Here is a 20,959-nt window from a genome sequence, read left to right as displayed (position 1 = left end):
GTAGGACCACAGGTGTAACCGGGAACAACCCGGCTTTCCCTGCGCGATGGGTTACGGCTTATACGTGCTCTCCCCGGCGAGACTGGGCTTTTTTGTCACCGCTTTCGCAAAGATGCTTTCGCACGCTTCACGAGAGGACACCTGCCACCAGGGCGTCAGGCCTGCACGATTTCGCCGTCCGCTACATGCGCTCTCGTCAGTCACGCACGCAACGTCCACCGCATCCCACCGCAACGTTCGTGACGATCGCGAAGCGCCCCTCGAGCGGGTGAGACGGAAAAATCTATACACTGATTTGTCGTTACGATAAACCGAAATATTTTTGCGGTGGGGGCTTGCGCCGTCGGGCAAATCAGTGCCAGGGCGCGGTCGCCCTAACCCTTCGGCGGCGCCAATGGCTGGACGATCTCCTTGAACGCCGGCAGCGCCTCGCAATGCGCGGCATGGGCCTTCAGCGCGGCATAGCGATCGTCGAACAGATGCGGATGTGCTTCACCGGTGAAACGCAGCGCGCAGGCCACCGCGATGTCGGAATGGCCGATGCGCTCGCCGAACAGATAGGGCGTCTTGATCGCGTCCCGCTCCTTCTCCAGCGCATCGAGTGCGGCTGATATCTGCGCCTCGCAGCGATCGACCCAGAGCTTGAGCTGCTCCTTGCGCAGTACGCTCTCGTAGACGAGGCTGACCGACTTGTCGCCGAGCCCGGTCGCGATCGCGCAGATGCGAAGCTGATGGCGCCGCTCCGCGCCCCTGGGCGGCAGCATGGCGCGCTCGGGCCCGACGGTCTCGTCGAGATAGTCGAGGATCGCAGCCGAATCGATGATCGCCTCATTGCCGTCGAGCACCAGCGTCGGCACCCGCCGCAACGGGTTGTACGGCGCGATCAGCCCGGCATCGCCGAAGGTCGACCACGGCTTGTGCTGGAAGTTGAAGCCGTAGAGCCGCATCGCGATCGCGGTACGGCGTACGAAGGGCGAGTCGTATTGGCCGATCAGGAACATCTGTCATCTCGTCGGTCATGCCGCGGCGCGCCGTCACCTGCGAAAGCCGGGGCTTTCGAGGAGGAACGGCGACGCCGGGTCACAGGTTGCGCTTTGCACCATCCTAGATGGGCTGCGCCACGTTGCAACAGGCGAGGTCATTCCGATGGAGCCTTGCGTCCCGCCAGCTCCGTCGGCCCTTGCCACGCGCCGCCGGGGCTGGACGCCGGCTACCACTCGCGGTCGTCCCTGCGAAAGCAGGGACCCACCACCGGATCGTGTCGTTTCACTCAATCGCCGGCACGTGCCGCGCCGTATCCCGCGGCGCGGTGCCGTCGAGCCGCGGGTCATCCGCAATCTCGATCTGCCGCCGGAACGCACGAAAGCCCGAGCGCTGATAGAACGCGACGGCCGACGGATGGTCGAAGGTGCAGGTGTGCACCCAGACACGTTGCACGCCGCCTCGCCACGCAAGCTCCATCGCACGGTTCATCAGATAGCGGCCGGCGCCGGTGCTGACGAGACTGGCGGTGACGCCGAAATAGACCAACTCGCAGTTACCGGCCTCGCTGAAATCAAGCTCGAGCAGGCCTTCGTCGTTGCCGTGAACGACGAGTGCGTAGACCTCGACGTCAGGCGCATGAATGCGCGCAGCGAGTTCGGCATCGCTCATTCGCGCGCGCGAAAACCACAGCCACTCCTCGCCGACGCGGCGGTAGAGATCGCGGTACCAGTCGAGCTTAGGCGTCTCCGCCTTGCGCAGGCGCCATGCGCCGGGCGGATCGTCTCGCCGCGGCGGCGGCGACGTCATCTCCAGATGCGTGACGACGGCGGCGATCTTGCCTGTGGGGACGTCGGAATAGCCGTCGGGCAGTATCATCGCGCGATCTCTGTTTCGATTGCCGATTGGAAATATCCTCGTGCCGCACGGCGGATGCAATGCAACGCGGTGTAACAACATTACCGATTTGTCAGTGGCCGTTTCGGCGAATCAGCGGCTCCATGAGCGGAGGCCACCGGGAGCAACCACCGTGTCGCGCCATCATGCGCTGCCGCCGATCATCTATTCGCCACCGCCGCCAGAACCGCAGAAAACCCGGCGCCGGCGCGGGGTCGGTTATGCCTCGGCGGCCGGCGAGGTCGACGATGCCGGGGAAATGCCGGACGGCACGCCCGTGCCGGTCCTGCCGCGGCATTCGCGCCCCGTCGAGGCCACGCAGCGGCGCACGCAGTCACCGAACGGCAAGCTCAGCGACGACGTGCTGCGGCTGATGATTGATTTGCAGGAGCAGCAGGAGAAGTAAGGCGTGCGAGCTGCCTTGCCTCCCTCTCCCGCTTGCAGGCAGCGAGTTCTGCCGCGCGACCGGCGCGGCTACTCCCCCTCGTCGCTCGCCAGCACGCCCTTCACGGCGCGGGCCCAGCCGGCGAGCTTGCGATCGCGGGTGGCCTGGCTCATGGCCGGCTTGAAGCGGCGTTCGAGCCGCCAGTTGTCGGCGAATTTCGCCGGCTCCGGGTAGACGTCGGCGTTGAGGCCGGCGAGATAGGCCGCGCCCAGCGCCGTGGTCTCCTGGATCATCGGACGGTCGACCGGCGCGTCGAGCAGGTCGGCGAGGCGCTGCATGGTCCAGTCGGAGGCCGTCATGCCGCCATCGACGCGCAGCACGGTGTTGGCGGCGTTGGCCTCCGGCCAGTCGGTGCGCATCGCGGCCCAGAGATCGAAGGTCTGGTAGCAGACGCTCTCCAGGGTCGCGTGCGCAAGCTCGGCCGGACCGGTGTTGCGGGTGAGACCGAACAGCGCGCCGCGCACGCGCGGATTCCAGTGCGGCGCGCCCATGCCGACGAAGGCCGGCACCAGATAGACGCTCTGCATGCTGTCGGACTTGTCGGCAAGCGGCCCGGTCTCCGCGGCCTGCTTGATGATGCCCAGCCCGTCGCGCAGCCACTGCACCGCGCTGCCCGCCACGAAGATCGAGCCTTCGAGCGCGTAGGTGCGCTGACCACCCAGCTGATAGGCGATCGTGGTGAGCAGCTTGTGCTTCGAGGCAACCGGCGTCGTGCCGGTGTTGAGCAGCGCGAAGCAGCCGGTGCCGTAGGTCGACTTCATCATGCCGGGTTCGAAGCAGGCCTGGCCGATGATCGCGGCCTGCTGGTCGCCGGCGATGCCCGAGATCGCGATCGGGCCGCCGAACAGATCCGCCGTGCTCTCGCCGAAGCGAGCGGAGGAATCCTTCACCTCGGGGAGCATCGAGCGCGGCACGCGCAGCAATTTGACCAGTTCGTCGTCCCACTCGCCGGTGTGGATGTTGAACAGCAGCGTGCGCGAGGCGTTGGTCGCATCCGTCGCGTGCACCTTGCCGCCGGTCAGCCGCCACAGGAGGTAGCAATCGACGGTGCCGAACAGCAGTTCGCCGCGATCGGCCCGCTCGCGCGCGCCCGGCACGTGATCGAGGATCCATGCGACTTTGGTGCCCGAGAAATAGGGATCGATGATCAGGCCTGTCTTGGCCGAGATCGCCGGCTCGTGGCCTTCTGCCTTCAGTTTCGCGCAGATATCGGCGGTGCGGCGGTCCTGCCAGACGATGGCGCGGTGCACGGCCTGTCCGGTGGCGCGGTCCCACACCACGGTGGTCTCGCGCTGGTTGGTGATGCCGATCGCGGCGATGTCCTTCGCCTTCAGGCCGGCCCTCTCCAGCGCGTCACGGCACACCATGACGGTCGAGGTCCAGATGTCATCCGGCTCGTGCTCGACCCAGCCGGAGGCCGGGAAATGCTGCGGGAATTCCTGTTGCGCGACCGCTGCGATGGAGATGTCGCTGCGGAACACCATGGCGCGCGACGACGTGGTGCCTTGATCGATGGCCAGCACGAAAGACATGAGCGTTTCCTTGAAGCTTCGTCCCTGACTTGATTGTGTCCGGGGCCAAAGGAGCGGATTACCGCGGCAACGTCAAGCTTGGGCGCGGCTCAGTCTTCCGCCGTCATGTCTGGGCCTGGCCCGGCCGTGACGAGCAAGTGGAGAGATCACATCGGCCGGTAGGTCCGCGTCTCCGCGGGGACGTTGACGCCGAGCTTGACCTGGCCGACCGAGCGGATGATGTCGTCACCGAGCAGCTGGGCGAAGCAGGCGTAGCCCCAGTCGTTCATGTGCAGGCCGTCGGCGATGACGAAATCGTTGATCGGGATCGCCTGCTTCTCGTGCCAGTCGCGCATCACCTCGAAGCGCGGGAAGATGCCGACATGGCGAAGCGCTGCGATGCGGCCGAGCAGCTTGACCATGCCGCGCGCGCTCTCGGGACGCTCAGTGACCCGCGGGGAGTATTGCGGATCGACCAGCACGACGTCGGAGCCGCCGGCCTGGATGCGCGCGACGCCGTCCGCGACCTCTTTCTCGGTCTCGGTCTGATCGAGGTTGCGCAACACCGCATTGGTGCCGACCTGCCAGATCACCATGTCAGGGTGGACGTCGAGCACCTCCGACTGCAGCCGCTTCATCATCTCGGGCGCATCGTCGCCGCCCTTGCCCCGATTGAGCACGGAGATGTCGGCGGTGGGATACTGGCGGCGCAACTGCGCGGCGAGCCGGTTCGGATAAGTGAACTCCGGCGCCGACGAGCCGTAGCCCTGGGTCGAGGACGACCCGAACGCGACGATGACGACGGGCCTGCCCTCCGCGAGCTTGGCGGCGACATGCGGCAGCGAGCCGGTCGAGTTCGGCACGCCCTTGGGCGCCAGACATGGCACGCGATGGAAGATGTCGCCGGCGGATTTCGCGACCTGCTTGACCTTGTCGATTGCGCGCGCGGTGAGACCCGGCGCCTGCGGCGCGGCCTGATCGCCAGCTGCCGCTGCCGGCGTTGCGGCATCAGATTTTGCTGCATCGGATCTGGTGGCGGCCTCGGCCTTCGCGCCGGCCGACAGCGCCGCATGCTGATCCGGCTGCGCGGTCTGCGCCTGCAGCGGCGCTGCGCTCAGCAGCACGATTGCGGCAACGGCGGACACGCTTCGCCAGATGGTTCGGCGAAAAGGGACGGCACAACGCATCAACTCAACTTCCTCTAATTCTGCTGCACCGGGCCCAGATGGGCCGCATCGATCACGAATTTCGATAGCGCGCTGCCGAGACAGGCATGAACTTGCTTGGCCAGTTCGACACCGTGCGAGGTGCTGAACAGGTCGAAATATCCCGCATCATTCCATTGCCGCATGATCGCAAACCGGTCGAACAGCGGAACGTCGTGCTGCTGTGCCACCGCCCGCAAAATATCGAGATAGGGCGGCGCAGAAATCATCGTCTCGGTGCGTGGGCTGTATTGCAAATTCACCAGAACCACGTCCGTCCCGGCGTTCCGCAGCGCAACAACTCCGTCGTCGACAGCGGTGCGGAAATCGTCGGGATCGACCGATCGCATAGCATCGACCGTGCCGGTCTGCCAGATGACCAAAGTCGGCTTTTTCGCCTCGACAAGCTTGACCAGGGTCCCGGAGGTCTCTTCCGCGGTGGTTTTGGCCTGTATTTCTACGGATAGATTGACCGTCGCCGCCGGCAGCTTCTCCTTCAGCGCCGCCAGCAGCTTGGCCGGATAGGCGCTGGCCTCGTTCTGCGGGATCGTCGAGGAGCGGCTGCCAACCACGAGCACGTCGAGCGGCTGCCCGCCCCTGACCGCTTCCGTGACCTTCGGGAGCGAACTGTCGCTGGCGAGCAGATAGGCCGGAACGTCGCAGGGCTGCTGCGGCGGGGCGGCCTCTTCGGCGCGGGCGGGCGCGGCCGCCAGCAAGGCTGCAAGAAGCGTCAGGCCAAGCACTGTCCGCGGGGACGTCATGCTCCCCCTCCCCCTCCCGCCAGATCGGCGTTGCCGCCGGCGCCTTTCGTTCGCGAGGCGTTTTTGTCGGCGGAGTGCTTGTACCACGAAATGATCCACGCCATGCCCCACATGATCAGGATGCCGCAGACGCTGATCAGGGCGTGCAGCGCGGCCCCGCCAGACACCTCGGCAAGCACGAAATGTCCGGCGAAGGCGAGGAAGACACCAAGGCAGAATATCTCAAGCGAATGCTGGCCACACAGGATCAATGGCCGCAGCCAGGGCGATTTCAACCCCGGCCAATCCCGGGGCAGGACGCGCACGGTCAGCGCGGCGAGCGCCAGGAAATGCGCGAAGCGCAGCACGTCCAGGTCGGTCTTGCTGATCGGATACATCCACTGCTCGATCCGCTTGGGCATGATGTGGCCGAGTTGCGGCACGTACCAGGTCAGCGTCACGAAGAACGCCGCGACCAGGTAGACGATGCAGATCCACATCGTGATGTTCGACGCCAGGATGCGCGTCATCCGGCGTGCCCCGCCGAGCGCGCACCAGGCTCCGAACACGAACAGCAGCTGCCAGGCGAACGGGTTGAACGCCCAGAAGCCGTTCGGATAGGCCGACAGATAGAGATCGAACTGCCACGTCAGCGCATAGAGCAGCACCGACAGGCCGAGCGTAACGTCGGGCTTCCATTTCATCAGCCACAGGATGACAGGCAGGAACAGCATCAGCACGATGTAGAGCGGCAGCACGTCCATGTTGACCGGACGGAAGCGCAGCAGCAGCGCCTGGACGATGGTGACGTCGGGCTGCTTGAGGAAGTCCATGATCCCCATCTCTTCGGTGTAGAGCGGGTTCTCGAACGAGGTCGCGACATAGGAGATCTCGGCGAGGAAGATCGTGAACAGGAAGACATGCGCGACATAGATCTGCCAGACCCGGCGCAGGATCCGCGCGGTCGCGATCACGAAGCCGGATTCCAGCATCGCGCGGCCATAGACGAAGGCTGCGGTGTAGCCGGAGATGAAGATGAAGATCTCGGTGGCGTCGGAGAAGCCGTAGTTGCGGATCGTCAGCCAGGTCAAAAGGTTGGGCGGCAGATGATCGATGAAGATCAGCCACAGCGCGAGCCCGCGAAACAGGTCGAGCCGCAGCTCGCGCTCGCCGGCCGCCGGCAGCGTGATCGCCAGCGCAGCCGCCTTGGCCTTCGTCGCCTCGGTCTTCGCTGCCTCGGTTTTCGACGCCTTGGCATCAGCGGGCGCGCCGGCTATGGGATCGGCAATCGAGTTCATCAAACACCGTGTCGGCCGCGGGATGCCGCGCCGGTTGGATTAACGATAATATCGGCCCACGACCTGCGGACAAAGCGCTGAAAGCGGCGGCACGCCGTCGCGCTTTAGGCCGGAACTATGTTGAAACCGCGATGGCACGACCTTTGCGCCGCCCGGCAATCGATTGGTTCCTGCGCGCCAATTCGATATGATGGGGGACCGTTCGAGTGTGACCTCCCGGAAAGCCGCGCACGGTTTGCACCGGCGCGGCGCTCCGGATCATGCTCCAAGACCATCGGAAGAAGCCGAATGTACCGCGCAGTTACCCGCCAGATCGAAGTCACCGTCGAGCCGAACTTCATGCCGGATCGCTCGTCGACGGAGCGGGGTGAATATTTCTGGTCCTACACGATCGTGATCACCAATTCGGGCCCCGAGACGGTGCAGTTGCGCACCCGGCACTGGATCATCACCGACGCCACCGGCCGCCGCCAGGAGGTGCGCGGCGAAGGTGTGATCGGCGAGCAGCCGGTGCTGGCGCCCGGCGAGCGCTATGAATACACCTCCGGCGTGCCGCTACCGACCGCCTCCGGCTTCATGACCGGCCGCTACCAGATGGTGAGCGAAACGGGCGAGCGTTTCGAGATCGACGTGCCGACGTTCTCGCTGGACAGCCCGAGTCCGGACGGGAAGAGGGTCTTGAACTGACTGCCGCGTAGCCGGATCAAGCGCAGCACAATCCGGGGCAGGACCATCGACGGCTGGACCGTCGCGGATTTCCATCCGGGCAAAGGTGACCGGCGCCTACTCCACGCCCGCGTCTTGCGGGGTGAATTCGTAGACCGACGAGCAGAACTCGCAGGTGACGACCACCTTGCCGTCCTTGACCATGTCGGCGCGGTCCTGCGGGGCGAAGCTCTTGAGCATCGCGGACACCGCATCGCGCGAGCAGGAGCACTGCGCGCGCAGCGGCTGCGGGGTGAAGACGCGGACGCCGCGCTCGTGGAACAGGCGGTAGAGCAGCCGCTCGCCGGAGAGATCGGGATCGATCAGCTCGACATCCTCGACGGTCGAGATCAGCGATTGTCCCTCGACCCAGGCGTCGTCATCCGGCACCTCATGCGCGACCGTGCCCTCGGGCGCGTCGCCCGGATGCAGATCGGCCTGCTTGGCGCGCTCCGGCGCCTTCGGCAGGAATTGCAGCATGATGCCGCCGGCGCGCCAGTGCAGCTTGCCGCCCTCGCCGCCGCGCATCTCCTCGCCGACCGCAAGCCGCACCCGCGTCGGGATCTGCTCGGAGCGCAGGAAATATTCATGCGCCGCCTCTTCCAGGCTGCCACCGTCGAGCGAGACCAGGCCCTGGTAGCGGCTGGTGTTCGAGCCCTGGTCGATGGTCATCGCCAGGTGGCCCTTGCCGAGCAGTTCGCCCGAGGTCTGGCCGGGCTTGAGGCGCGAGGCGTCGTAGCGCGCATAGGCGCGCAGCCGGTCGGGAGCCTGGAAATCGACGATCAGGAGCGACACCGGACCGTCGGTGCGGGTCTGCAGGATGAAGCGGCCTTCGAACTTGACGGACGAGCCGAGCAGCGTCGTCAGCACGATGGCCTCGCCGAGCAGCTTGCCGACCGGCGGTGGATAATCGTGCTTGTGCAGGATCTCGTCGAGGGCGGGGCCGAGCCGGGTCAGCCGGCCGCGCAGGTCCAGCGCGCCGACCTCGAAGGCCAGCACGGCGTCGTCAACCGGAACCGCCGACGGCGCGCGAACGGGCGCCTCGGCCGTGATTTTGATGTCGGGGGATTGTGAAACCATGGCGCTCTATCTGGGGTCTCGGAGCATGAAATAAAGGGTTCACTCGACGAGAGATCGTCGTCCCGGCGACGGCATTGGCGCCTACGCGACCGCGTTGAAACACCAGGCCAGAATGCCCTTTTGCGCATGCAGGCGGTTCTCGGCCTCGTCGAACACGACGGATTGCGGGCCGTCGATCACCTCGTCGGTGACCTCCTCGCCGCGATGCGCCGGCAGGCAGTGCATGAACAGCGCGTCGGGCCTGGCGAGTGACATCAGCTTGGCGTTGACCTGGTAGGGCCGCAGCACGTTGTGACGATGCTCGCCCTCCTTGTCGCCCATCGACACCCAGGTGTCGGTGACGACGCAGTCCGCGCCGCGCACCGCGGCCTCCGGATCGGTGCCGAGCACGATCGGCGCATTGGTCGCCTTGATCCAGTCGCGCATCGGCTTCTTCGGCGCAAGCTCCGGCGGCGTTGCGATGTTGAGGTTGAACTTGAAGCGCTCGGCGGCGTGGGCCCAGGAGGCCAGCACGTTGTTGTCGTCGCCGGTCCAGGCCACCGTCTTGCCCTCGATCGAGCCGCGATTTTCCTCGAAGGTCATCAGGTCGGCCATCACCTGGCAGGGATGCGAACGGCGCGTCAGCCCGTTGATGACGGGCACGGTGGCGTGCGCGGCAAGCTCGAGCAGCGCGTCGTGATTGAGGATGCGGATCATGATCGCATCGACATAGCGCGACAGCACCCGCGCAGTGTCGGCGATGGTCTCGCCGCGGCCGAGTTGCATCTCGGCGCCGGTCAGCATGATCGATTCTCCGCCGAGCTGGCGCATGCCGACGTCGAATGATACCCGCGTACGGGTCGACGGTCGCTCGAAGATCATCGCCAGCGTCTTGCCTTCGAGCGGCTGCGTGGCCTTCTCATGCGCCTTCCGCGCCGCCTTCATGGCGGCGCCGGCCGACAGCATGTTGCGCAGCTCGGCAAGCGGCAATTCGTTGATATCGAGGAAATGGCGGACAGGTTTGCTCATCACCCCGCCGCCTTCTGCGGCTGTGCCGCCAGTTTCGCGCAGGCACGCTCGAGACTGCCGATCGACTCGTCGATCTCGGTCTCGGTGACGATCAGGGGCGCCAGGAAACGCACGACGTTGTCGCCGGCGCCGACGGTGAGCAGCTTCTCGCCCCGCAGCGCGGTGACGAGATCGCCCGAGGGCACCACGGCCTTGACGCCGATCAGAAGGCCCTCGCCGCGCACTTCCGAGAGCACCGACGGATAGCGGTCGACGACGGAGGCGAGCTTCTGCTTGAGCAGCAGCGACATCTTCTGCACATGATCGAAGAAGCCGGGCTTGAGCATGACATCGAGCACGGCATTGGCCGCGGCGACCGCCAGCGGATTGCCGCCGAAGGTCGAGCCGTGCGAGCCGGGCGCCATGCCCTTCGCCGCGTCTGCGGTCGCCAGCACCGCGCCGATCGGGAACCCGCCGCCAAGCGCCTTCGCCAGCGACATCACGTCGGGCGTGACGCCGACGCGCTTGTAGGCAAACAGCTCGCCGGTGCGTCCCATGCCGGTCTGCACCTCGTCGAAGGCGAGCAGCAGGCCGTGCTCGTCACAGAGCTGGCGCAGCGCCTTGAAGAAGGATTGCGGCGCGCCGCGCACGCCGCCCTCGCCCTGCACCGGCTCGATCAGGATGCCCGCGGTGTGCGGGCCGATCGCCTTCTTCACCGCCTCGATGTCGCCATGCGGCACCTGGTCGAAGCCGTCCATCGGCGGGCCGAAGCCCTCGAGATATTTCGCCGAGCCGGTGGCGGCGAGCGTGCCCAGCGTGCGGCCGTGGAAGGCGCCCTCGAAGGTGATGATGCGGTAGCGCTCGCCATGGCCCTTGGAGAAGTGATGATGGCGGACCAGCTTGATCACGCCCTCCATCGCTTCCGCGCCGGAATTGCAGAAGAACACCAGGTCCGCGAAGCTCTGCTCGCAGAGGCGCGCGGCCAGTACCTCGCCGTCCGGGCTCTTGAACAGGTTCGACATGTGCCAGAGCTTCGTCGCCTGCTCCTGCAACGCCTTGACCAGATGCGGGTGCGCGTGCCCGAGCGCGTTCACCGCAACGCCCGAGGTGAAGTCGAGATAGCGATCGCCGTTGGTTGCGATCAGCCAGGCGCCCTCGCCGCGCTCGAAGCCGAGATCGATCCTGGCGAAGACGGGAAGCAGATGCGATGCGGCGCTGTTGGTCATGGCCATCACTGACGGTTGGAGGCCGACAATTGCCGCGCGCCTTGATGCCGGCGCGACAACAGCCAGCTTCGGAAAACAAAACGTGCCGCCTTTTCAGGCGGCACGTAAGGGCATTCTATGCTGCGGCCGGTCCGTGTCAATCGTCACGACGCGACCTTCCTGCGCTGCGAAACATACGCAATCCGTAGCATTCCGGTGCGGTGGAAAAGCCTCATTGCAGTGCTTAACTGTGTGGGAACATGTGGACGCGCTGCCGCGGACTCTTGCGCCGGAGTCACGCCATATTGTAGCGTTTTGCCTGTCGGGTACGACATCTCGTGCGGCGGTACTGGACCCTCTAAGTAGCCTTCGTTCTCGCGTACACGTTCGGGCGCAACACCGCGTCCGGCGAGGGCTAAGGGATTCTGACTGCAGGGATTTTGGACAGACTTGGCCCGCAGCGCCGCTCCGAAAATGGCCGGCGCAACGCGAAGGGAAGAATGCGATGACGGTATTGACCTGGTCCGACGATCGCGTCGAGCAGCTGAAGAAGCTCTGGGAGGCCGGCCTGTCGGCCAGCCAGATCGCGGCGGAACTCGGCAATGTGACGCGCAACGCCGTGATCGGCAAAGTGCATCGGCTCGGGCTGTCGGGCCGTGCCAAGGCGCCTTCCACGGCGGCGCCGCGCCAGCGCAAGGCGCGTCCGGCGCAGCACATGATGCGGGTGGCGCGCCCGGTATCGCGCGGCAACACCGCGCTGGCCCATGCCTTCGAGGTCGAGCTCGAGCCGGATCCGATCGCCTTTGACAATGTGGTGCCGATGAGCCAGCGGCTGTCGCTGCTCGAGCTGAACGAGGCCACCTGCCACTGGCCGGTCGGCGATCCCTCGAGCCCGGAATTCTTCTTCTGCGGCGGCAAGGCGCTCTCCGGCCTGCCCTATTGCGCGCATCATTCCCGCGTCGCCTACCAGCCGGCCGCCGATCGCCGCCGGCCCTCGACCAAGCCGCCGACGCGATAAGGTCGGATTTCGAAAGCAAAATCCCCGCGAAAGCGGGGATTTTTTTATGCCGCTGTGGCCTGGCCAATCAGTGGACGTCGTCCCGGCTTTCGCCGGGACGACGTCGTATGGATACGTATCGCGAGCAGGCTGCCCTACGGCTGCGGCTCGGCCTTGGCAAAGCGATCGTCGAGCGCGTAGCCGGCGCCGCGCACGGTGCGGATCGGGTCCTGCTCGCGGCCCGGATTGAGCAGCTTGCGCAGGCGGCCGATATGCACGTCGACGGTCCGCTCGTCGATGTAGATGTCGCGGCCCCAGACGCTATCGAGCAGTTGCTCGCGGCTGAAGACGCGACCGGGATGCTCGAGGAAGAACTCGAGCAGGCGATACTCGGTCGGTCCGAGATCGATCGGGCGGCCCGACCGCGCCACGCGTCGCTTCTCGCGGTCGAGCTCGATGTCGCCATAGGTCAGCACGGTCGCGAGCCGCTCCGGGCTGGCGCGCCGGAGCAGGCCCTTCACCCGCGCCAGCAACTCCGGCACCGAGAACGGCTTGACGATGTAATCGTCGGCGCCGGTCGCGAGGCCGCGCACCCGCTCGCTCTCCTCGCCACGCGCGGTCAGCATGATGATCGGCAGTTGCTTGGTCTCCGGCCGTGCCCGCAGGCGGCGGCACAGCTCGATGCCGGACAGGCCCGGCAGCATCCAGTCCAGCACCACGAGATCGGGAATGCGCTCCTTCAGCCGGGTATCGGCGTCGTCGCCGCGCCCGACGGTCTCGACATCATAGCCTTCGGCGTCGAGGTTGTAGCGCAACAGCGTTGTCAGCGCTTCCTCGTCTTCGACCACCAGAATGCGTGCGCTCATCGGTTTAAGTTCTCTCTCTTGTTCAGTTGTCCAGACGCGAACCGAACGCTGATCTCACTTGAGCATGATCCTGCTCGGAAAACCGGTCCCCACTTTTCCGGATCATGCTCTCAGTTATGTGTTACCCGGCACAGTCGTGGCAAAATTGGTCATGTCGCCCTTCGGGCGCTTGTCCGTGATCTGCTGCCCTTCGATCATGTAGAACACGGTCTCGGCGATGTTCGTGGCATGGTCGCCGATCCGCTCGATGTTCTTGGCACAGAACATCAGATGGATGCAGAACGAGATGTTGCGCGGATCCTCCATCATGTAGGTGAGCAGCTCGCGGAACAGCGAGGTGCAGATCGCGTCGACCTCCTCGTCGCCCTTCCAGACATTCATCGCCGCCGGCAGATCGTGCGCGGCATAGGCGTCGAGCACCGACTTGACCTGCGACAGCACCAGGTCCGTCATGTGCTCGAGGCCGCGGATCAGCTTGAGCGGCTGGAAATCGCTCTCCAGCGCCGCGACGCGCTTGCCCATGTTCTTGGCGAGATCGCCGATACGCTCCAGATCGGTCGCAACGCGCATCGCGCCCACGATCTCGCGCAGGTCGATCGCCATCGGCTGGCGGCGCGCAATGGTCAGCACCGCACGCTCCTCGATCACGCGCTGCAGATTGTCGATCTCGATATCGGCGGCGACGACGCGCTTGCCGAGCGCGACGTCGCGGCGGATCAGTGCATCGACGGATTCGGTGATCATGCGCTCGACGAGGCCGCCCATCTCGGCGACCAGGCGGGTGAGTTCCTGCAGGTCGCTGTCGAATGCCTTGGCGGTATGTTCAGAACCCATCGCTTGGTCTCCTTCAATCATGATCCATGCCGGATCATGATTCATTCCCCGTTTGGTCGTGATCCCATCGAAAAACCGCTCTCCGGTTTCCCGTATCGTGCTCTAGCCGAACCGGCCGGTAATGTAGTCCTGGGTGCGTCGATCGCTCGGCGAGGTGAAGATCTTGTTGGTGTCGTCGAACTCGATCAGCTCGCCGAGATACATGAAGGCGGTCTTGTCGGAGACGCGGGCAGCCTGCTGCATGTTGTGGGTGACGATCGCGATCGTGTAGTCCTCGGACAGCTCCTGGATCAGCTCCTCGACCTTGGCGGTCGAGATCGGATCGAGCGCCGAGCAGGGCTCGTCGAACAGGATCACCTCGGGCCGCACCGCCACCGTGCGCGCGATGCACAGGCGCTGCTGCTGGCCGCCGGAGAGCGAGAGGCCCGAAGCGTTCAGCTTGTCCTTGACCTCGTTCCACAGCGCGCCGCCGCGCAGCGCCTTCTCGACGCGGTCGTCCATCTCGGACTTCGATATCTTCTCGTAGAGGCGGATGCCGAAGGCGATGTTCTCGTAGATCGTCATCGGGAACGGCGTCGGCTTCTGGAACACCATGCCGACCCGCGCGCGCAGCAGATTGAGGTCGAGCCTGGGATCGAGGATGTTGGTCTGGTCCAGCATCAATTGCCCAACGGCGCGCTGGCCAGGATAGAGGTCATACATCCGGTTGAAGATGCGCAGCAGCGTGGACTTGCCGCAGCCCGACGGGCCGATGAACGCCGTGACGCGGTTGGTGCCGAGCGTCAGGTTGATGTTCTTCAGCGCGTGGTGCTCGCCGTAATAGAAGTTGAGGTTGCGTACCGTGACCTTCGGCGGCGCTTCCGGCAGGGGAACCTGCGGAACGTGGCCGGCGGCGGTTGTCGAAACGGAAAGCTCGGTCATTTTGCGGCCCTTTCGGCACCAAGGATGCGTGCGCCGATGTTGAGCGCGAGCACGGTGATGGTGATCAGCAGTGCACCGCTCCAGGCCAGCTCTTTCCAGTAGGCGTAGGGGCTTTGCACGAAGTTGTTGATGGTCACCGGCAGGTTGGCCATCGTCTTGGTCAGGCTCAGGCTGAAGAACTGGTTCGACAGCGCGGTGAACAATAGCGGCGCGGTTTCGCCGGCGACGCGGGCGGTCGCCAGCAGCACGCCGGTGATCAGGCCCGATCGGGCAGCCCGGTAGGCGATCCGCTTGATCACCAGCGAGCGCGGCAGGCCCAGCGCGGACGCGGCCTCGCGCAGCGGATTGGGCACCAGCAGCAGCATGTCCTCGGTGGTGCGCAGCACCACTGGAATGACGATCACGGCGAGCGCAAGCGCGCCTGCGATGGCCGAGAAGCCGCGCATCGGCACCACCACGGCGCCATAGATGAACAGGCCGATGATGATCGAGGGCGCGCTGAGCAGGATGTCGTTGATGAAGCGGATCACCGAGGTCAGCTTGTCGTGCCGGCCGTACTCGGCGAGGTAGGTGCCGGCGAACAGGCCGAGCGGTGCGCCGATGCCGACCCCGATCACGGTCATGATGACCGAGCCGACGATGGCGTTCAGGAGCCCGCCTTCGCTCGAGCCGGGCGGCGGCGTGTTCTGGGTGAAGAGCTGCACGCTGAGGCCGGCGACGCCGTTGTAGAGCAGGGTCGCCAGGATCAGCGCAAGCCAGGTGACGCCGAACAGCGCGGCCCCGACGCAAAGCAGCCGGACGATGATGTCGTTGCGACGGCGCGACTTGTAGATCGGGTTCATGGCGTCACTTCCCCGCCTTCTTTTCCAGCCGCAGCAGCATCAGCCGCGCCCCGGCCAGCACGAAGAAGGTCAGCACGAACAGCAGCAGGCCGAGCAGGATCAGGCCGGACTGATGCAGGCCGTCGCTCTCGGCGAATTCGGAGGCGATCGCGGCCGAGATCGTGGTGCCCGGCGCGAAAATCGAGGAGGAGATGCGGAACGAGTTGCCGATGATGAAGGTCACCGCCATGGTTTCGCCGAGCGCGCGGCCGAGCGCCAGCATGACGCCGCCGATCACGCCGACCCTGGTGTAGGGGATCACCACGTTGCGGACGACCTCCCAGGTGGTGCAGCCCATGCCGTAGGCGGCTTCCTTCAGGACCGGCGGCACGGTCTTGAACACGTCGACCGAAATCGCGGTGATGAAGGGCAGCACCATGATCGCGAGGATCAGCGCGGCGTTGAACAGGCTGAGATAGGAGGGCGGTCCCGCGAACACCGCGTCGAGCACCGGCACGCCGTCGAAGATCCTGATCATGAACGGCTGGAAGGTGTTGGCGAGGAACGGACCGAGCACGAAGAATCCCCACATGCCGTAGATGATCGAGGGGATGCCGGCGAGCAGTTCGATTGCGATGCCGATCGGGCGGCGCAGCAATTGCGGGCACAGCTCGGTCAGGAACACGGCGATGCCGAGCCCGACCGGAATTGCGATCAGCATCGCGATGAAGGAAGTGATCAGGGTGCCGTAGACCGGGCCGAGCGCTCCGAGCACCGGCGGATCGGCCGAGGGCGCCCAGCGCTGCGTCCACAGGAAGGCGAAGCCGTATTCGCGCATCGCGGGCCAGGCGCCGATGATGAGGGAGATGATGATGCCGCCCAGGATCACCAGCACCGAGATCGCGGAAATCCGCGTGATCCAATAGAAGGTGAGATCGCCGGCCTTGAAAGCGCTCAAGGCCTTGGCGCGGTCGTAGGGTCCGAGTGCGTCGATCACGTTGCTCGTGTCGCTTTGAACGGCCATATCTACCACGCCAATCCCCTGTCTGCTTTACGTTTTGCCGGACGCGATGGGTCTGCGCCCGTTGATCTTCCACCCCGATGTGGGGGCTGGAATTCGGCAGGCCCGGCAGAGCGTGAGGGAACGCCTGCGAGCGGCCGTGGCGTCGAAAACCTCAACCGGTGATGTGAAAGTCCCCCCTCCCTTCGGGGAAGGGAGAGGGGCAGATTCACACCCGAGGCGAGCACTCAGCTCTTGATGTCGGCATTCCAGGTCTTCTCGATCAGCTTGATGACCGAGTCCGGCATCGGGATGTAGTCGAGCTCCTCAGCCGACTTGGCGCCCTTTTCGAAAGCGTACTTGAAGAACTTGAGGGCTTCCTGCGACGCCGCCTTGTCGGACGCTTCCTTGTGCATCAGCACGAAGGTCGACGCGACGATCGGCCAGGACTTGTCGCCGGGCTGGTCGGTGAGGATCAGGTAGTAGCCCGGAGCATTGGTCCAGTCGGCATTCGAGGCCGCAGCCTGGAACGACTCGTTGCTCGGCTGGATGGTCTTGCCGGCCTTGTTGACCAGCGCGGTGTAGGTCAGCTTGTTCTGCTTGGCGTAGGCATACTCGACATAGCCGATCGAGTTCTTGGTCTGGCCGATGTTGCCAGCAACGCCCTCGTTGCCCTTGGCGCCGACGCCGACCGGCCATTCGACGGCCGTGCCCGAACCGACCTTGCTCTTCCAGTCCGCGCTGACCTTGGACAGGTAGTCGGTGAAGTTGAACGTGGTGCCCGAACCGTCGGCGCGGTGCACAACGGCGATCGCGTCCGACGGCAGCTTGACGTTCGGATTGAGCTTCTTGATCGCGGCATCATCCCACTTGGTGATCTTGCCGAGGAAGATCTCGCCCATGGTCTGACCGTCGAGCACGAGTTCACCGGGCTTGACGCCCTCGATGTTCACGACCGGAACGATCGCGCCCATGATCATCGGCCACTGGGCGAGGCCATCCTTCTGGAGCTGCTCGGCCTTCAGCGGAGCATCGGTCGCGCCGAATGTCACGGTGTTGGCCTGGATCTGCTTGATGCCGGCGCCGGAGCCAATCGACTGGTAGTTCACGCCATTGCCGGATTCCTTCTTGTAGGCGTCGGCCCACTTCGACAGGACGGGGAAGATGAAGGTCGATCCCGCGCCCGTGATGTCGGCTGCGAAAGCGGGCGTCGACACCGCCAGCACGCCGGCGGCGCAGATTGCCTTTACGAAATTCATGCTGATCTCCTTTAGTGAGCGAAGCGCCAAATGCGCCCGATCGCGCTCACGCCGGTCCATCTAGGAGCGGTCGGTGCTGCTTTTACGAAGGTTAGATGACAGTCAGATGACAGCGCTAAACAGCTGAAATCGTTCGACTTTAGTTGGATATCACGGTCTTCCGGCGGGGAAAACAGGCGGTAAAAGTGGCGCCGTTTTTCGGCACGCTTTCGATCAAAAGACGGCCCCGGTGACGGTTAAGAATATGTTTCACCAACGATAATCCGAGGCCGGTTCCGCCCTGGTTGCGGCTGTCGCCGACGTCCACCCGGTAGAAGCGCTCGGTCAGCCGCGGCAGGTGTTCCGGGGCGATGCCGGGGCCGAAATCGCGCACCATGACCCGAATTTCGGGGCTCGGGTCGCCTGGCGCGGTCTGGCTGAGCGACACAATGACGCGCCCGCCCGATGCGCCGTATTTGAGTGCATTCTCGATCAGGTTCTCGAACAGGCGCAGCAGCTCCTCGCGGTCGCCGGCGATCGTGACCGCCGTGGCCGGCAGGTCGAGCTCGATCTCGACCTGTCGCTCGGTCGCCAGCGCCTCGAGCCCGTCGACCACCTGGCGGATGATCGGCACGATGTCGATCGAGGCCTCGGGCCGCACATGGGCCGAGAGCTCGACCCGCGACAGCGACAGCAGATCGTCGATCAGGCGCGCCATGCGGGTGGCCTGGGTGTGCATGATGCCGAGGAAGCGCTCGCGCGCCCGCGCGTCGTCGCGCGCCGGCCCCTGCAGCGTATCGATGAAGCCGGACAGCGCCGCGAGCGGGGTGCGCAGCTCGTGGCTTGCATTGGCGACGAAGTCGGCCCGCATCTCCTCGACCCGGCGCAGCGGCGTCTGGTCGTGGAAGGTCATCAGCATGCACTTGTCGGTGCCGCCGAACAGGGTCGGCACCGGAACCGGGGTGATGACCAGCTCCATCCAGCGATCGACCGGGACGTGGTCGGTATAGGTGGCGCGGCGCGGCTCGGTGGTCGCGATCGCCTCGCGCAGCGCGGTGATGATCTCGGGCGAACGCAGGGCAAACTGCGCCAGCTCGTTCTTGCGCAGCGCCGGGGCGAGCTGGGCCGCCGCGCTGTTCAGGTGGATGACGCGGCCGGCGCGATCGAGCAGCACGGCAGGGTCAGGCATGCCGGAGACAACGGCGCTGACGGCCGCAGTCTCGACCGGGTTGACGCCGCGGACGTCCTCGCGCGAGGTCGCCGCGTCATGCAGGCGCCACGGCACCAGCGCCGCGGCTGCGATGCAGGCGAACACCGCGCAGGCCCGCACCAGCGACAATTCGCCGAGCGCGACCACCACGCTCAGCGCAAGGGCTGCGGCCAGCAGGATGATCGCCGCGTGACGCAGCCGGTCCGGCCACGGCGAGAAAATGGATGAGGGAGAATCGTCAATTGCCATCGCGGCGGCTTTCTTCCCGTCGTTGATGCCTGCCTCAAGCCAGGCCCGATCGGCCTCGCGCAACGAGGCAGCTCGCCGTTTCGTCAGACGCCGGGCTCGCCACGCTTGCGGACATACACCGCCTCGTGCTGCGGCTCTGCGTGGGGACCCGAATCAGCCTGCGGCAGCCGTTTGAGTCGGGCGCCGAGAATAACCTCCCGAAACGTCAGCAAGATTACAGATATGACAAAGGGCGCAATATAGTAGAGCAGGCGGAACAGCAGCATGCCGCCGAGCAGGTCCTCGCGGTCCATCTGCCAGAGGCCGACCAGCATCGCGGCGTCGAACACGCCGAGGCCGCCGGGGGAATGGCTGGCGAAACCGAGCAGGGTCGCCGACACGAAGATGACGGCGACCACGACGAAGCCGAGATTGGGCTCATCCGGCACCAGCACATACATCGCGAGCGCGCAGAAGCCGAGGTCGACGATGCCGATGGCGACCTGCAGCAAGGTCAGTGGCCCACCCGGCAGGGTCACCGTCCAGGGACCACGGCCGACCACCCGCGGCTGGGTCCAGACCCAGACCACATAGGCGACCAGCGCGATGATGATCGCAAAGGCGAGCCCGCGATTGAGCCAGGGCGGCAGCTGGTCGATATTGGCGGCCGCCTCCGGGTGATAGGCGATGCCGAGGCCGAGCACCGCGGCGTTGCCGAGCCAGAAGGTCAGCCCGGCGAGGAAGCAGATCTTGGCGACGTCGATCGCGTTCAGCCCCCAGGCCGAATAGATCCGGTAGCGCACCGCGCCGCCGGTGAAGACACTGGCGCCGACATTGTGGCCGATCGAATAGGACGTGAACGCCGCGAGCGCGTTGATGCGATAGGGCACATGAGCGTGGCCGATCGCCCGCACCGCGAAAAGGTCGTAGAAGGTCAGGGTGAAATAGCCCGCAGCGACGAACAGCGCCGCCAGCGCGATCTGCCGCGGCTCGGTGCTCTTGATCGCTTCGATCACCTCATTGGCATCGATGCCGCGCAGCATGTGATAGAGGACGTAGCAGGCGATGCCGATGACGGTGATGCTGATCACAACACCAAGCTTATGCAGGACCTGTTTCTGGCGCAGAAACGCGATCGCCCTGCGTATTGCTTCCAGCATCTAGACCTCGAATTGCGATCCCGCGACGGCGGCTCTCGGGCGAACCCCGCCGACGCTTCGCTGTTCCCTGCCCCCATTAGCGCGTTTTGGGCCGGAGTGGAATTCGTCCCGTGACAATAAAACGCGCATCTTCAAGATATTAGGCATGCTTCATGACGGAAGATGCACAAATTTGGGCATTTCCCGTCACACGGACAAGGCCTTGCTGCCGGCCTGCGTCAGATAGCCCATTGTGCGGCCTGAACGTCAAACCGGGAAAATACGGTGACGGCGTGGCGGCAGGTCGGCAGGGTCAGGACTTCATTCCGCCGGCTGGAGCCCGCGCGGACGGCATCAGCTTGCAGGCTTGCTGCGCGAGACCACCCAGTCGCGGAGCCAGGAGCCGATCGCGCAGCCAAAGAGGTAGAGCGCGAACATCATCAGGAAGAGGTCGAGCCAGTAGCCGAAGCGGCCGGGCACCACCTTCGTCAACGACGCGGCGACCAGGGCGGCCGCGAGCAGCGCAAGCCAGCGCATCCAGACCTTCGAGACGCCCTGCGCGCGGTGCACCACGGCGATCCAGCCCATGCAGAACCCGAGCAGCAGCGCCCCCAGCAGCCAGCCCCAGAAGAATGTCGCAAGCGCTGCCAT

21 protein-coding genes are annotated in these 20,959 nt (G+C 65.3%); 3 read left to right on the top strand and 18 right to left on the bottom strand.

The features are described 5' to 3' along the window. Positions 1-374 precede the first annotated feature (374 nt). Positions 375-1,001, bottom strand: coding sequence for a glutathione S-transferase family protein (locus JQ586_RS09910; RefSeq protein WP_212394339.1), 627 nt, complete (start codon positions 999-1,001; stop codon positions 375-377). Positions 1,002-1,266: 265 nt separating this feature from the next. Further along, positions 1,267-1,860 carry a GNAT family N-acetyltransferase gene (locus tag JQ586_RS09905; RefSeq protein WP_212394338.1) on the bottom strand — a complete coding sequence of 198 codons (594 nt, stop codon included), beginning with the start codon at positions 1,858-1,860 and terminating at the stop codon, positions 1,267-1,269. A 151-nt stretch (positions 1,861-2,011) separates the two neighbouring features. On the opposite strand from JQ586_RS09905, the gene JQ586_RS09900 reads away from it, so the two are divergent. Next, a complete protein-coding gene (locus tag JQ586_RS09900; RefSeq protein ID WP_212394337.1) occupies positions 2,012-2,284 on the top strand; it encodes a hypothetical protein in 273 nt (90 codons plus the stop codon). A 68-nt stretch (positions 2,285-2,352) separates the two neighbouring features. On the opposite strand, the gene glpK is transcribed toward JQ586_RS09900, so the two are convergent. The 4 genes from glpK to JQ586_RS09880 form a co-directional block, all read right to left on the bottom strand. Next, the gene (gene glpK, locus JQ586_RS09895; protein WP_212394336.1) at positions 2,353-3,855 is read right to left on the bottom strand and encodes a glycerol kinase GlpK; all 1,503 of its coding nucleotides are present in this window, start codon (positions 3,853-3,855) and stop codon (positions 2,353-2,355) included. Positions 3,856-4,001: 146 nt separating this feature from the next. Beyond that, the gene (locus JQ586_RS09890) at positions 4,002-5,021 is read right to left on the bottom strand and encodes an SGNH/GDSL hydrolase family protein (RefSeq protein ID WP_212394335.1); all 1,020 of its coding nucleotides are present in this window, start codon (positions 5,019-5,021) and stop codon (positions 4,002-4,004) included. Positions 5,022-5,035: 14 nt separating this feature from the next. Further along, positions 5,036-5,800 carry a GDSL-type esterase/lipase family protein gene (locus JQ586_RS09885; RefSeq protein WP_212394334.1) on the bottom strand — a complete coding sequence of 255 codons (765 nt, stop codon included), beginning with the start codon at positions 5,798-5,800 and terminating at the stop codon, positions 5,036-5,038. After that, complete coding sequence (locus tag JQ586_RS09880; RefSeq protein WP_212394333.1) at positions 5,797-7,077, bottom strand: OpgC domain-containing protein; 1,281 nt, start codon at positions 7,075-7,077, stop codon at positions 5,797-5,799. Before JQ586_RS09880 ends, JQ586_RS09885 begins: the two co-directional genes overlap by 4 nt. A 288-nt stretch (positions 7,078-7,365) precedes the next feature. Between JQ586_RS09880 and apaG the strand changes: the two genes are divergently transcribed. Further along, complete coding sequence (gene apaG, locus JQ586_RS09875; protein ID WP_212394332.1) at positions 7,366-7,764, top strand: Co2+/Mg2+ efflux protein ApaG; 399 nt, start codon at positions 7,366-7,368, stop codon at positions 7,762-7,764. A 96-nt stretch (positions 7,765-7,860) separates the two neighbouring features. Here apaG and JQ586_RS09870 read toward each other — a convergent pair whose 3' ends face one another. From JQ586_RS09870 to JQ586_RS09860, 3 genes are all read right to left on the bottom strand, one after another. Then, positions 7,861-8,862, bottom strand: coding sequence for an Hsp33 family molecular chaperone (locus JQ586_RS09870; RefSeq protein WP_212394331.1), 1,002 nt, complete (start codon positions 8,860-8,862; stop codon positions 7,861-7,863). 81 nt (positions 8,863-8,943) lie between these two features. Then, positions 8,944-9,870, bottom strand: a complete 927-nt coding sequence (gene argF / locus JQ586_RS09865) for an ornithine carbamoyltransferase (protein ID WP_212394330.1) — start codon at positions 9,868-9,870, stop codon at positions 8,944-8,946. Beyond that, positions 9,870-11,075 carry an aspartate aminotransferase family protein gene (locus JQ586_RS09860; RefSeq protein ID WP_212394329.1) on the bottom strand — a complete coding sequence of 402 codons (1,206 nt, stop codon included), beginning with the start codon at positions 11,073-11,075 and terminating at the stop codon, positions 9,870-9,872. Before JQ586_RS09860 ends, argF begins: the two co-directional genes overlap by 1 nt. A 484-nt stretch (positions 11,076-11,559) precedes the next feature. Here JQ586_RS09860 and JQ586_RS09855 point away from each other — a divergent pair, with 484 nt between their 5' ends. Beyond that, positions 11,560-12,072 carry a GcrA family cell cycle regulator gene (locus JQ586_RS09855; protein ID WP_212394328.1) on the top strand — a complete coding sequence of 171 codons (513 nt, stop codon included), beginning with the start codon at positions 11,560-11,562 and terminating at the stop codon, positions 12,070-12,072. A 134-nt stretch (positions 12,073-12,206) separates the two neighbouring features. Here the strand turns inward: JQ586_RS09855 and phoB are convergent, their stop codons facing one another. The 9 genes from phoB to JQ586_RS09810 all read right to left on the bottom strand — a co-directional run bounded on the left by phoB (position 12,207) and on the right by JQ586_RS09810 (position 20,959). Further along, a complete protein-coding gene (gene phoB / locus JQ586_RS09850) occupies positions 12,207-12,917 on the bottom strand; it encodes a phosphate regulon transcriptional regulator PhoB (RefSeq protein WP_029079895.1) in 711 nt (236 codons plus the stop codon). A gap of 114 nt (positions 12,918-13,031) precedes the next feature. Then, positions 13,032-13,751, bottom strand: a complete 720-nt coding sequence (phoU, locus tag JQ586_RS09845; protein ID WP_212394327.1) for a phosphate signaling complex protein PhoU — start codon at positions 13,749-13,751, stop codon at positions 13,032-13,034. Between the two features lie 102 nt (positions 13,752-13,853). Continuing rightward, positions 13,854-14,672 (bottom strand): phosphate ABC transporter ATP-binding protein PstB, encoded by an 819-nt coding sequence (gene pstB / locus JQ586_RS09840; RefSeq protein WP_212394326.1) that lies wholly within the window; start codon positions 14,670-14,672, stop codon positions 13,854-13,856. Then, positions 14,669-15,514 (bottom strand): phosphate ABC transporter permease PstA, encoded by an 846-nt coding sequence (gene pstA / locus JQ586_RS09835; protein WP_212394325.1) that lies wholly within the window; start codon positions 15,512-15,514, stop codon positions 14,669-14,671. Before pstA ends, pstB begins: the two co-directional genes overlap by 4 nt. A 4-nt stretch (positions 15,515-15,518) precedes the next feature. After that, complete coding sequence (pstC, locus tag JQ586_RS09830) at positions 15,519-16,517, bottom strand: phosphate ABC transporter permease subunit PstC (RefSeq protein WP_212394324.1); 999 nt, start codon at positions 16,515-16,517, stop codon at positions 15,519-15,521. A 224-nt stretch (positions 16,518-16,741) separates the two neighbouring features. Further along, the gene (gene pstS / locus JQ586_RS09825) at positions 16,742-17,752 is read right to left on the bottom strand and encodes a phosphate ABC transporter substrate-binding protein PstS (RefSeq protein WP_212394323.1); all 1,011 of its coding nucleotides are present in this window, start codon (positions 17,750-17,752) and stop codon (positions 16,742-16,744) included. Positions 17,753-17,891: 139 nt separating this feature from the next. After that, positions 17,892-19,190, bottom strand: coding sequence for an ATP-binding protein (locus tag JQ586_RS09820; protein WP_212394322.1), 1,299 nt, complete (start codon positions 19,188-19,190; stop codon positions 17,892-17,894). 83 nt (positions 19,191-19,273) lie between these two features. Further along, on the bottom strand, positions 19,274-20,329 hold the full coding sequence (locus JQ586_RS09815; protein ID WP_212394321.1) for a lysylphosphatidylglycerol synthase domain-containing protein: 1,056 nt from the start codon (positions 20,327-20,329) through the stop codon (positions 19,274-19,276). Positions 20,330-20,662: 333 nt separating this feature from the next. Continuing rightward, positions 20,663-20,959 (bottom strand): hypothetical protein, encoded by a 297-nt coding sequence (locus tag JQ586_RS09810; protein ID WP_212394320.1) that lies wholly within the window; start codon positions 20,957-20,959, stop codon positions 20,663-20,665.

Source organism: Bradyrhizobium jicamae (assembly GCF_018130215.1).
In the GTDB taxonomy this organism is placed as follows: Bacteria; Pseudomonadota; Alphaproteobacteria; order Rhizobiales; family Xanthobacteraceae; genus Bradyrhizobium; species Bradyrhizobium jicamae_A.
The sequence above is the reverse complement of the archived record's forward strand: the minus strand, read 5'-3'. Positions and strand labels throughout refer to the sequence as shown.